The 13,298-nt window shown below is 37.3% G+C and carries 11 protein-coding genes and 1 tRNA gene; 8 read left to right on the top strand and 4 right to left on the bottom strand.

Annotation, left to right across the window (positions count from 1 at the left end; translation table 11 throughout):
• Positions 1-27: 27 nt before the first annotated feature.
• Positions 28-918, top strand: a complete 891-nt coding sequence (locus QSG86_RS05650; protein WP_317030603.1) for a cation diffusion facilitator family transporter — start codon at positions 28-30, stop codon at positions 916-918.
• 164 nt (positions 919-1,082) lie between these two features.
• Here QSG86_RS05650 and QSG86_RS05655 read toward each other — a convergent pair whose 3' ends face one another.
• From QSG86_RS05655 to QSG86_RS05670, 4 genes are all read right to left on the bottom strand, one after another.
• On the bottom strand, positions 1,083-1,424 hold the full coding sequence (locus tag QSG86_RS05655; RefSeq protein ID WP_317030604.1) for a hypothetical protein: 342 nt from the start codon (positions 1,422-1,424) through the stop codon (positions 1,083-1,085).
• A gap of 137 nt (positions 1,425-1,561) precedes the next feature.
• Positions 1,562-1,637: transfer RNA gene (locus QSG86_RS05660), tRNA-Glu, on the bottom strand.
• Between the two features lie 92 nt (positions 1,638-1,729).
• Complete coding sequence (gene gltX / locus QSG86_RS05665; protein WP_317030605.1) at positions 1,730-3,238, bottom strand: glutamate--tRNA ligase; 1,509 nt, start codon at positions 3,236-3,238, stop codon at positions 1,730-1,732.
• 273 nt (positions 3,239-3,511) lie between these two features.
• Positions 3,512-3,790, bottom strand: coding sequence for a hypothetical protein (locus QSG86_RS05670; RefSeq protein WP_317030606.1), 279 nt, complete (start codon positions 3,788-3,790; stop codon positions 3,512-3,514).
• A gap of 594 nt (positions 3,791-4,384) precedes the next feature.
• Between QSG86_RS05670 and QSG86_RS05675 the strand changes: the two genes are divergently transcribed.
• The 7 genes from QSG86_RS05675 (at position 4,385) to mraY (ending at position 13,288) form a co-directional block, all read left to right on the top strand.
• Positions 4,385-5,407 (top strand): sulfate ABC transporter substrate-binding protein, encoded by a 1,023-nt coding sequence (locus QSG86_RS05675; protein WP_317030607.1) that lies wholly within the window; start codon positions 4,385-4,387, stop codon positions 5,405-5,407.
• A 743-nt stretch (positions 5,408-6,150) separates the two neighbouring features.
• A complete protein-coding gene (gene rsmH, locus QSG86_RS05680; protein WP_317030608.1) occupies positions 6,151-7,062 on the top strand; it encodes a 16S rRNA (cytosine(1402)-N(4))-methyltransferase RsmH in 912 nt (303 codons plus the stop codon).
• A 13-nt stretch (positions 7,063-7,075) separates the two neighbouring features.
• A complete protein-coding gene (gene ftsL / locus QSG86_RS05685) occupies positions 7,076-7,408 on the top strand; it encodes a cell division protein FtsL (RefSeq protein WP_410487446.1) in 333 nt (110 codons plus the stop codon).
• 10 nt (positions 7,409-7,418) lie between these two features.
• Positions 7,419-9,239 (top strand): penicillin-binding protein PBP3, encoded by a 1,821-nt coding sequence (gene ftsI, locus QSG86_RS05690; protein WP_317030609.1) that lies wholly within the window; start codon positions 7,419-7,421, stop codon positions 9,237-9,239.
• 11 nt (positions 9,240-9,250) lie between these two features.
• A complete protein-coding gene (locus QSG86_RS05695; protein ID WP_317030610.1) occupies positions 9,251-10,750 on the top strand; it encodes a UDP-N-acetylmuramoyl-L-alanyl-D-glutamate--2,6-diaminopimelate ligase in 1,500 nt (499 codons plus the stop codon).
• 9 nt (positions 10,751-10,759) lie between these two features.
• Positions 10,760-12,169 (top strand): UDP-N-acetylmuramoyl-tripeptide--D-alanyl-D-alanine ligase, encoded by a 1,410-nt coding sequence (locus tag QSG86_RS05700; RefSeq protein ID WP_317030611.1) that lies wholly within the window; start codon positions 10,760-10,762, stop codon positions 12,167-12,169.
• Complete coding sequence (mraY, locus tag QSG86_RS05705) at positions 12,170-13,288, top strand: phospho-N-acetylmuramoyl-pentapeptide-transferase (RefSeq protein ID WP_317030612.1); 1,119 nt, start codon at positions 12,170-12,172, stop codon at positions 13,286-13,288.
• Positions 13,289-13,298: the final 10 nt, after the last annotated feature.

Raw genomic sequence — 13,298 nt, forward strand, 5'->3', positions numbered from 1 at the left:
CATTCTGCCATAATAAAGGAGATAACAATGAGTAAAGAAGGTGGTCATAGTCATGATCATGGCGTTGTTGTAACTGGAACAAATATTAAAAAATTAGCCTTTGCTTTGGTTTTAACAACATCATTTTTAATCGTTGAAGTTGTTGCAGGTGTCATGACGCAGAGTTTGGCGTTAATTTCTGATGCTGCACATATGTTGACGGATGCAATTGCTTTGGCGATTGCACTCGCTGCGATTCGTATTGGTCGATTACCCGCAGATAATAAACGAACGTTTGGTTATCAACGTTTTGAAATATTGGCAGCATTATTTAATGCCATGATGTTGTTTATCGTTGCAATGTATATTTTATATGAAGCATATCAACGACTTTTTCAGCCACCAGAAATTCAAAGTATTGGAATGTTAATTGTGGCAACCATTGGTTTGCTCATTAATTTGATTTCCATGCGTATATTATTCTCTAGTTCGAAAGAAAGTCTAAATATGAAAGGTGCTTATTTAGAAGTCTTGAGTGATGCTTTGGGATCTGTGGGCGTGATTGTTGGTGCGATTATTATTTATTTCACCAATTGGAGTTGGGTGGATACTTTTATTGCAATTTTAATTAGTGTTTGGATTTTACCGCGAACTTGGATTTTACTCAAACAAAGTACCAATATTTTGCTTGAAGGCGTTCCGGAAGAAATTGATATTGAAACATTACGTCAAGATTTGTTGGCTTTACCAGATGTAGAAAGTATCCATCAATTAAAAGTTTGGGCAATTACATCTAAAAATATACATTTAACAGTGCATTTATATGCACCTCATGCAGATCGTAATCAGTTGTATCGGGATGCAGCAGCGTTATTACGCCATACACATGGCATTAATGAAATCACTGTACAAATTGAAGATAATGATTGTGTTACATAATTCTGTATGCGCACAGACAGAATGAGTGACCATATTTTACGGCAATACGAGAGCGCAATATGAATTGATAAAAACTCAATTGTTTATTCTGTATTGGCTGACATATAAAATCTGTTACGGTCACTCATTTATCAATGATTAGCTTAATTTAAGGGCGGCAAAAATTAAATTTGCCATTGATGATGGCACTCACGACACTGCCATTTTTTTTGTGATTGCATAAAAGATTGCATGGAAATTTTAAAATCGGGTAAGTCGCGGTAAAACATAAAGCCTGCAATTAAGCAGAGAACAAAAACTACAACCGTTGCAATTTGTAATGTTGTTCCAGCACCATTACCAAAAAGCCACATTGCAATACTGATTGCCACCAAAAGTAATAAAACCAAAACGGCTGGAATGAGAAAAATCAAACTTTTGGGCACAACAGGACGAGCAACTGTTTCACCAGGTTGAGTGACTGGCATAATTTTAGCACTTTGGCATTTTGGGCAACGGTATTGCATTATGGCTCCGGAATTGAAATTTATTTATTATTTTAGCGAAATGTTTTGAAAATAAAAAATATACTTTAAACAAATAGACAATAAAAAACCCAAGTCATGATGCTTGGGCTTTTTATCAGATGTTGCCATCTTAAATATGGCGTCCCTACGGGGATTCGAACCCCGGTTACCGCCGTGAAAGGGCGATGTCCTAGGCCTCTAGACGATAGGGACTTATTGAGGCTACAGATTAGAGTGTTAACACCTTGTCTCTGTGTGAGCGCTATATTAGGGATATAATCACAATGCGTCAATAAAAAAATGAGTTATGTGTTGTCAATTGCATCATTTTTCGGCAATTTTAAACTTTCATTGAGTTTTTCCCATACTTTTGCTTCTTTTTTACTTGGTCCGCCGATAATTTCAAGTGCATGACGTAGACGTGCAAATGTTAAATCTGGACCAATCGTTACCATCGATTGCATTACAGGCGTAGAGCTGGTTGAGCCGGCAATTGCGATAAAGAATGCGGGCATAAAATCACGCAGCTTAATATTCATCTGATTTGCAAGATCCATTAAGGTTTGACTAACGGTATCATTATTCCAGGTAAATAAATTTTCTAAACGCCAAATTGCAAATTGTAGACTCTGACGAACTTGTTCTTCAGTTAATTTTTTACTGATAAATTGTTCTTTTTCAAGAGTTGGGAATTGATTAAAATAAAAACCTGCCCAATTGACTGCTTCAGATAACAAATTAATACGTGGCTGAATCGCAGCAGCAATATCTTCTAAGGTTTGACGATCTGCTTTCCAGGCTAATAATGTGTCTAACAGTTCAGCAGGAGTGAGAGATTTAATCCATTGACCATTTAACCAATTCAATTTTTCAACATCAAAAATTGGGCCACCCAGAGAAACACGTTGAATATCAAAATGTTCAATCATGTCATTTAAGGTGAATTTTTCACGCTCATCAGGCATAGACCAACCCATACGGCCTAAATAATTTAATAGTGCTTCTGGTAATACGCCAATATTTTTATAATAGTTAATCGATGTCGGATTTTTACGTTTAGAGAGTTTAGATTTATCTGGATTACGTAACAGCGGCATATGACACAATACTGGCATTTCCCAGCCAAAATATTGGTACAGTAATTGATGTTTTGGTGCTGATGGAATCCATTCTTCACCGCGTAAAACGTGAGTAATTTCCATTAAGTGATCATCAACCACATTGGCCAAGTGGTAGGTTGGTAAGCCATCTGTTTTCAGTAGAATTTGCATATCAACCTGTGCCCAAGGAATTTCGACCTCACCACGCAACATGTCATTAAATTTACAGCTACCTTCAGTCGGTACCTTCATCCGAATAACATGAGGTTCTCCAGCAGCTAAACGACGTGCAATTTCTGCTTGAGAAAGTGTGAGGCCACGACCATCATAGCGAGGCGTTTCTCCACGAGCTTGTTGCTCTGCACGCATTTGATCTAGTTCTTCAGGGGTGGCGAAACAATAAAAAGCATGCCCTTTTTCAACTAGTTCTAAAGCATATTGTTTATAGATATGCATACGTTCAGATTGACGATAAGGCGCATGAGGTCCGCCAACATCTGGACCCTCAGACCATTTTAGACCTAACCAGCGTAATGAATCCAAAATCATTTGCTCTGATTCTGGTGTGGATCGCACTTGATCAGTGTCTTCAATACGCAGAATAAATTCACCTTCATGTTTTTTAGCAAAACATAAATTGAATAAGGCAATATATGCAGTACCTACATGAGGAAAACCTGTAGGAGAGGGTGCGATACGAGTACGAACTTTCATAGCAACATCATATTTAGAATGTAAATGGTGACTATTATAACGAAAAAGCCCCATAAAATTATGTTTAAATTGGTTCTAATCTGTGCAGTATTTTATATTTAATTATTTATTTACAGATCATTCAAATACGAATTGATTAATATCACAGCAAAATTAGCATGAAATTTACCCGTTTGAATGCATAGCAGCTTAACCATAAAAATAAAGAATAGAACGACCAGAACTTAATTTAAAAGTTCTCAAACGACTAGCTATTGAAGATAGTAATCATCCTTATGAGAAAAAAGATTGAATCAGTAGTGTGACTTTTTGATTTTGTGCTGAAAAAAAGTTTTGAGTTGGTGTAACGTTCATGGATCTAAGCACTTTAAGTTTATTATTGGATGGTGTTTCTCCCTTAATTTTTTGCTCATTTAATGCTTTACCAATTACAGAAACTTTGCTGTTGTTTATGGTTTTACTTGGCATAGCTTCAGCAGATACTACACCTGCACAATATCCAGTTTGAGACAGTAGGATTAAACCAAAGCACAGTAAGGTATTTAATTTCATTACTCCATTCCCCCATAGTCAGTACATATAGTATTCTCATATCACGATATTGTTGATATTGAATACTTTCGGTATATAATATCTTAGCATCTTGCTATGAAAAAATTTCATGATTATACATGATGTCGTTTTTAAATTTGTTTTACTAAAATTTTAATTTCTGCTTAAAATTAAATTTCGCAGCTATGTCGTAAAAAATAACAAAATAATCGCAATTAATCCAGTTTTTTAATGTATCAACTCATGACAGAATAAATGATTTCATTTCTTCTCAATTAACATGAGATTGGTTTGGAAAATGCTATTTTTACTTGGAAATAATTCAAAATAAAATGCTTATTGATGCGATCTATTAGATAAAGAAAGCTGTTATGGGGTGATCAATTTAAATCACATCCTACTTAAAACAGTCGATTAAGTGCGCATTATGGGATTTTAAATCACTGCTTCATATATCTAATTTATAAAAAATTATATATAGATTATTCATGTTTTTACTTTATGTTGGGTGGATTTAGTTGATGTATTTTGATTGCGATTTTAGTTTGGATTTCATATATTTGCTGATATCTAAAATAAATTGATTGTTACGCTATGAAAACGCCTTTTAAAGCACTGTTTAGTGCTGCATTATTTGTGACAGGTTTTGGTTTGTCTGCATTGAGCCAAATTCACGCTGCAGAACGTCAGTTTTTAAATGTATCTTATGATGCAACACGTGAATTTTATGATGAGTTTAATCAGTCATTTGGTGCGTGGTGGACCTCAAGAACAGGACAAAAAGTTGATTTTAAACAATCACATGGTGGTTCTGGAAAACAAGCACGTGCCGTGGTAGATGGTTTAAAAGCAGATGTTGTCACATTAGCATTAGCCAATGATATTAATGAAATTGTAAAATCAGGTCAGATTCAATCCAATTGGCAAAAGCAATTTCCATATAATTCTGCTCCATATACCTCGACTATTGTGTTTATGGTCCGTAAAGGCAATCCAAAACATATTAAGGACTGGCCAGATTTAATTAAGCCAGGGGTCGAAATTATTACACCAAATCCGAAGACTGGCGGCTTACCTCGTTGGGTTTATTTATCTGCATGGGGTTATGAATTAAAACAGCCAGGCGGTAATGATGCTAAAGCTAAAGCATTTGTGAGTAAACTTTATCATAATGTGAAGGTTATGGATTCTGCTGCACGTGCTTCTATGACTACATTTGCAGAGCGTGGTATTGGCGATGTGTTATTAACTTGGGAAAATGAAGCACTTGTTACACAGAAAACCTTGGGTAAAGATAAATTTGAAATTATTTATCCATCGATTTCTATTTTAACGGAACCATCTGTTGCAATTGTAAATAAAACCGTTGATAAAGATGGTAATAAATGGCTGGCAAAAGCATATATTAATTATATGTATTCACCATTAGGCCAAGATATGGTTGCACAGCATTATTATCGCCCTCGTAATCAAGCTGTTTTGGCGAAATATCGTTATCAATTTCCAGCATTAAAAACCTTTACCATTGATGAGGTCTTTGGTGGATGGGGCAAAGCACAGCAAACCCATTTTGTAAATGGCGCTATTTTTGATCAGATTTATAGTTCAAAACGTTAAGTCATTCAATTACTCAAAGTAAACGGCACATGCAGAGTTCAATCATGTTGCCGTTTTATATTAAAGATCATGTTAAAAATATTCTATTCACTATAATCAAACTAAATTTTGCGCGGCTTATAAGGATGGATTGAGATGATGGGTGTTACTGATCTCGTTTTTATCCGTAATATCGTTAAAATTTTCTGCCGAGTAATATTGCTATCATGATATAAGGCATGCGAGTGCTGATGAAGATAATATTTTTTGTCTTTGATTTTAAATGATCAATACAGCACAGTAGCGATAAGAGTCTGGAGACTCATTGTAGATTGGTCTGTTGATTAATCAACAATATAAAAATGATATTGATATGTAAATCAAGAGATTTGGTATTCTACTTTGACAAGGTGAATCATTTAAAAGCAATTTAATCGTCATTAAAACAAAATCGCTGAATATTCTTATGAAGAAATTATCGCATTTTTAAAGATGGTTAAAATAGCATCATCCGCAGTTAAAGTTGATTTCTTATGATCATAATTTTTAATTATTATATTAATTTCAATAGTTTATATGGGTTTTGATGATATTGCTTTAGTGACTGATCCATCATATACAGTTGATTAAATTTACTTGAATTTACATTGAAAACGGTTTTCTCTATGAAAAGTAATATTTACCTACAAAAAGTCGTTTGGAGCTTTGTTAAAACAAGGTAATAATGTGTAGTTAAATTTTTGGCTTTTAGATTGACTACGCTTATGTCGCATATTTCTGTATTACTTCATGAAACTGTTGATGCTCTTTTGGCAGGTCGCAATACAGGAGTTTATATTGACGCGACTTTTGGCCGAGGCGGCCATACGCGTTTATTACTGTCTAAACTCGATCAACATGCTCGTGTGTATGCATTTGATAAAGATCCTCAGGCTTTAGCAGTTGCTGCTGAATTAGAACAACAAGATTCAAGATTTACCATTATTCATGCCAGTTTTGCCGATTTACAATCACAATTAAATCATCTTGGTATTAATGCCGTAGATGGAATCATGGCAGATTTAGGCGTATCTTCTCCTCAACTCGATCAAGCTGAACGCGGTTTTAGTTTTATGAAAGATGGGCCTTTAGATATGCGGATGGATAATTCTCAGGGGCCTACTGCTGCAGAGTGGTTGCTACAGATTGATGAAGAAGATTTGGCCAATGTTATTTTTAAATATGGCGAAGAGCGTTATAGCCGTCGTATTGCAAAGGCAATTAAACATGCGGGTTATATTGATACCACAGCACAACTTGCTGAAATTGTTAAAGTTGCCCATCCAAAATGGGAGAAAAACAAACATGCGGCAACACGTACTTTTCAAGCGATTCGTATTGCGATTAATAAAGAATTAGAAGATATTGAGGTTTTTTTACCACAAGCAGTAGATGTTCTTGAAGTGGATGCTCGTTTGGCAGTGATTAGTTTTCACTCCTTAGAAGATCGTTTGATTAAACAATTCATTCAAAAAGAATCGACATTAGCTGAAGATAATGGTTGGGGCTTGCCTCAGCAAGTGATAGATACACGTAGATTAAAAAAAGTGGCACGGATTCGTGCAAGTGAGGAAGAAGTTAAAGCGAATCCACGTTCGCGTAGTGCTTGGCTTCGTGTTGCAGAGAAAATTAAATAATCATAGGTCAATCATGACGACAGAAACGCTTGAACATACACGTGATAACATAAGAAATAAAAAAATTTTATGTTATGCGTTATTATTACTTCTCGTCCTTGGTAGTGCTGTGATGGTTGTTTTTCAAGTTTTTGAATATCGACAAAATTATCGTGAACTCACCGGTTATTATCGGGAGCGTGATGATTTAAATGCTGAATGGGGGCGGCTGTTGATTGAGCAACAAACCTTTGGTGCAACTGCACAAATTGGTACGCGAGCTGTGACGCAATTGCGTATGTATTCACCTCCTGCAACACAGACAGTGGTGATTTCTTTACCTATGAAAACACCAGATCAAAAGTAGGATTGTGTAAATGACCGATTCTCGTAAAAAAATAATACGAAAAAAACAGTCCATTACTGAACGTAATACGATGAGTGTCGATATGTGGCGCTATTATCTGATGTGGGGGGTCGTATTACTGTGCTTTTTTGCTTTGGTCTGTCGTGCTTTTTATGTGCAAATTATTAATCATGATTTTTTGCAAAATAAAGCCAATGCCAATATTTTAAGAACAGAAAAAATTAAAGCCATGCGTGGTGTGATCTATGATCGCCATGGTGTACCTTTGGCAATTAGTACGCCTGTAATGAAAGTGGTCATTGATCCACAAGATTATTTTGAAAATAAAAAATTATATGATGAAACTTTGCTTGAGCTTAAAAAAGATCCACATAATCGTAAATTGAAACGACAATTGCCAGATAAAAATTTTAATTTAGATGAGTTAGCTGATATTGTCGGTATGGATCGTGCTGAATTACGTCAAAAAATGAAAGAACGTCCTCGTTCACGTTATTTGGTTTTACAAAAAGAAATTCCTCCCCAACAAGCCGAGTTAATTACCAAACTTAACTTTCAGGGTGTTTATACCGAAAAAAATTATAAACGCTTTTATCCTCAACCTCAGCCTAATGCACAAATTATTGGTTTAACCAATAGTGAAGGGGTGGGGATTGAAGGTTTAGAAATGCAGTTGAATAATCGTTTGGCTGGCATGGATGGCGAGCAACAGATTGTGAGGGATAAACGTGGTAATCGGGTTAAAGATCCTGAAATTATTAAGGATGTTGAAGCGGGTGAAAATATCACGCTCAGTATTGATTCACGTTTACAATATATTATGTATCGTGAATTGACGGCAGCAGGGATTGCCAATAATGCACGTTCAGCAACAGCAATTGCGGTGGATGTCAAAACAGGTGAAATTTTGGCGATGACATCTTGGCCTTCTTATAATCCAAACGATAAAAATGGCTTATTAAATAAAGATGCGATGCGTAACCGTGGTGCAGTTGATTCTTTTGAACCTGGTTCAACCATGAAACCTTTAACCGTTGCTATGGCGTTAGAAAGTGGTAAATATTCACCTAATACCATCGTCAATACCGCACCTGGCTCTATGCGCGTTGGAAATCATACGATTCGTGATACTCATAATTATGGCGCATTAACATTAGGGGGAATTATTCAAAAGTCTTCTAACGTTGGGGTGGCAAAAATTGCGCTGTCTTTTCCTTACGCGACCTTACCTACATTTTATAAGCGTATGGGTTTTGGCGAACGTTCAGCCGTGAAGTTTCCTGGTGAGAGTGCTGGATTAATTTTACCTAAAAGCAAATGGCATGTTTCTGAAGTGGCCACGATGGCCTATGGTTATAGTTTAAATGCAACCGTATTACAACTGGTTGATGCTTATGCCATGATTGCCAATAAAGGTAAAAAAATGCCATTAAGTTTATATAAGCTGGATGAGCAACCGAAAGGTGAGCAAATGATCAGTGCTAAAATTGCTGATGAAGTATTGCTGATGATGGAAGCTGTAACTTTACCAGGTGGTACAGCACGTCAGGCGCAGATTCCAGGTTATCGTGTGGCTGGTAAAACGGGTACAGCACATAAATTACGTGCAGATCGTAAAGGTTATTCACAAACTGATTATCGTGCACTATTTGCCGGTATTGCACCTGTGAGTGATCCACGTTTAGCGATGATTGTGGTTGTTGAAAATCCAAAAGGTTCTTATTATGGCGGTACCGTTGCAGCACCTGTATTCGCGCGTGTCATGCAAGAGTCATTACGTCTGTTAAATGTACCTTTAGATAAACCTTTAGATACTTCTCAAGTCCAATAAATAGGTGATAAATGCCAATATCTTTCCAAGACCTATATCCCATTGAACACCCATTGGATTGGATGCAGCAACCATTTCAGGGTTTTAATCTGGATAGTCGTAAAGTCAGTACAGGGCAAATTTTTCTTGCCCTGACTTCGTTTTCACAGCCGCAAAGAACAGCTGAATTTGCACAAGCTGCATTAGCACAGGGTGCTTTGGCGGTTATTGCTGAGACAGATCTTGGATTATCTCATCCCCATGTATATGTGATTCCTCAAATTCGTCAGTTAATGGGTGAGTGGCAAAAACGTTATTTGCAACTCAGTCAGCCGCTCCAACCTGCTCGGGTTATTGCGGTGACAGGTACCAATGGTAAAACCACCATTTCACGTTTAATTGCTGAATTATTGATGTTGCAAGGAAAAAAATGTGCAGTCATGGGGACAACAGGAAATGGTATTTTACCCGATCTAGAGCCATCCTCACATACCACATTAGATGCCTTACAGTTACAACATGCCCTACATGATTATGCGATAAAAGGTGCTTGCTTTGCCTCGATAGAAGCCAGTTCTCATGGTTTGGTACAAGGTCGTTTAAATGGTAGCGATATTGAAATCGCAGTGTATAGTAATTTAAGTCGTGATCATTTGGATTATCATGGCACTTTAGAGGCCTATGCTGCAGCAAAATCATTATTATTTCAATTTGCAAGTTTAAAAGTCGCGATTATCAATCTGGATGATGAATATGCATCTGTGATGTTAAATGCGGCAAAAAATAATCCTGCAAAACCTAAAATTTTAACGTATTCAACAACGCAAAATGCAGATTATCAAGTACACGATATTCAATATAGTTTAAATGGTGCAAACTTCAAGCTGGTAACTGCACAGACTGAAATTGAGATATATAGTCCACTGCTTGGACATTTTAATGTTGAAAATCTGGTGGCCAGTTTAATTGCAGTTGAACAAGCTGGTTTCGAATTATCTGCATTGGTATCAGTCGTTGCACAACTTAAAGGTGCACCTGGTCGTATGCAAGTCATTCGTGATGAACAACGATTATTTATTGTGGACTATGCGCATACACCAGATGCTTTAATTCAGGTTTTAAATACCTTGAAACGCCACGTAAATCAACAGTTATGGGCAGTATTTGGCTGTGGAGGGGATCGTGATCGTGGTAAGCGTCCTTTAATGACACAAGCGGCATTGGACTATGCTGATATCGTGTTAATGACCTCTGATAATCCACGTAGTGAAGACCCGGCACAAATTTTTGCGGATATGAAAGCTGGTATTGATTTTACTCAAGCCCATATACATGAAATCCATGATCGTCGTGCAGCCATTAAATTTGTATGTCAGCATGCAAAAGCAGGCGACATTGTGGTGATTGCAGGTAAAGGACATGAAAACTATCAAGAAATTGATGGTGTACGTCATTGGTTTGATGATGTGGTCGAGGTGAAATCTGCTTTGGAAAATCAACATCATCTTGATACTTCATATCCAGCTCAATAGGAAATTTACATGCATACTTCAACAACCAGTACTGTTCCTTTAGTGCCTTGGACAGCTGAGCAGTTGCAACAAGCGACAGGCGGACAGTGGTATCAAAATCGTATTCCTCAAGAGGTGATCAAACGTATTGTAACGGATTCACGTGATGCTGAAGCAGGTGATGTATTTCTTGCATTACAAGGTGAAAAATTTGATGCACATCAGTTTGTGCCTCAAGTAGCTGAAAAGGGATGTAATATTGCAATTGTTCATCAGCCAGTAGATGCCGATATTTGTCAGCTGATCGTCGATGATACGCGTTTGGCATTAGGTCATTTGGGGGCATATCGTCGCGCGCAGTATCCAGATTTAAAAGTGATTGCTTTAACTGGAAGCAGTGGTAAAACCACCACAAAAGAAATGTTAGGCAGTATTTTTACACGTATTGCACCAACATTAATTACCCGTGGTAATTTAAACAATGACTTGGGTGTTCCCATGATGTTATTGGAGCTCTGTCCTACACATCAATATGCGATTATGGAGCTGGGTGCAAGTCATCAAGGTGAAATTGATTATACATCTGCTTTAGTCCAACCACATGTTGCGGGTATTTTGAATATTGGTACAGCACATTTGGGTGAGTTTGGTGGCCGTGATGGTATTTGCCGTGCTAAATCAGAAATTTATGCCCATATTGATGCAACAGGCATTGCGATTGTTCCTGCTATCGATGATTTTAGTGATGAAATTCGTCAAGCTGCTGAAAGTAAAACAATACTGAGTTTTGGTGATGGTGGCGATGTATTTGCAACTGAGATTGTCTTACATCCACAATCTTCAACATTTATCCTTAATACGCCACAAGGTAGACAGCAGGTTAATTTACCTTTTGCTGGAGAACATAATGTACAAAATGCCACAGCAGCAGCAGCATTTGCTTTAGCGTTGAATATTGCCTTAGATGATATCGTGATAGGATTAGAGCAGGCAACAGGCGCAAAAGGTCGTCTAAATTTTATGCCTCATAAGCATCATTTATTTATTGATGATACTTATAATGCTAATCCTACATCCATGCGTGCAGCTGCCGAAGTGCTTGCACAGCAACAAGGTATCCGTGTCATGGTAATTGGAGACATTGGTGAGTTAGGCAGCAATGCCGCGCAACAACATTATATGCTGGGGCGTGATTTGGTTGCTGTCAAAGGTTTAAACTTTGTTGTTGCAGTGGGAGAATTTGCACCCGCTGTACAAGAAGGTGCAAGAAGTACCCAATACGGTAAAAAAATGCAGGCTTTTTTAACCCAAGAGCAGGCTTTACCTTTATTAATTGATCTAGTTCAAACACATCAGCCTCAGTCCATGAGTTTCTTGTTTAAAGGTTCTCGTTTTACCCATATGGAAACTTTGTTGGCTGACTTGATGGAGAAAATATAAATGCTGTTATGGTTATTTGAACAGCTTGCTGGCTATCACAGCTCATTTCAAGTTGTCCGTTATTTAACATTAAGATCGCTATTAAGTATCTTAACTGCCATGACTATTGGTTTAGTACTTGGTCCGATCATGATTCGTAAGCTTCAGGCTTTAAAATATGGACAGGCTGTAAGTGCTTATGCACCAGAAAATCATGCCAAGAAAATGGGTACACCTACCATGGGTGGGGTATTGATTTTACTGTCAATTGGTATCTCAACGTTATTGTGGGCCGATTTATCAAATCCCTATGTATGGATTGTCCTTGCGGTTATGGTGATTTTTGGTGCTGTTGGATGGGCAGACGATTGGATTAAAATTCGTTATAAAGATAATGCAGGGTTGCCGGCACGAAAAAAATTCTTTTGGACTTCGGTGGCATCGCTGGGTGCGGGTATTGCATTATATATCATTGCAAAACAGCAAAATGATCCAGTATATACAGCCGATATGTTAAATGTACTGATCCCATTTTTTAAGGAGGTCAGTATTCCTCTGGCCATGATTCCTTGGGGAATTGGCTTTATTATTTTTACCTATTTTGTCATTAATGGTGCATCAAATGCCGTCAATTTAACCGATGGTTTGGATGGTTTGGCAATTATGCCGATTGTTTTGGTTGCAGCAGGTCTTGGCGTTTTTGCTTATTTATCTGGTGATTTACGTTTTGCGAATTACCTGCATATTCCTTATGTTAAATATACCTCTGAATTGGTGGTGATTTGTGCTGCTATGATTGGTGCTGGCTTGGCTTTCTTATGGTATAACGCACATCCTGCACAGATTTTTATGGGTGATGTCGGTGCATTATCTTTAGGGGCAATGTTGGGGACTATTGCCGTTATGGTTCGTCAAGAAATCGTCTTTGCAATTATGGCAGGTGTATTTCTGGTTGAAGCCATTTCAGTATTTTTACAGATTGGTTCATTACGTATGCGTAATAAACGTGTTTTTCTCATGGCACCTCTGCACCATCATTATGAAAAAAAGGGCTGGCGTGAAACTCAAGTTGTGATACGTTTTTGGATTATTACCATTATGCTAGTGGTTTTAGGGTTGATGACCTTAAAATTACGTTAAGTAAGATGCA

Origin of the sequence: Acinetobacter sp. SAAs474, assembly GCF_032823475.1 — a bacterium.
Classification (GTDB): domain Bacteria; phylum Pseudomonadota; class Gammaproteobacteria; order Pseudomonadales; family Moraxellaceae; genus Acinetobacter.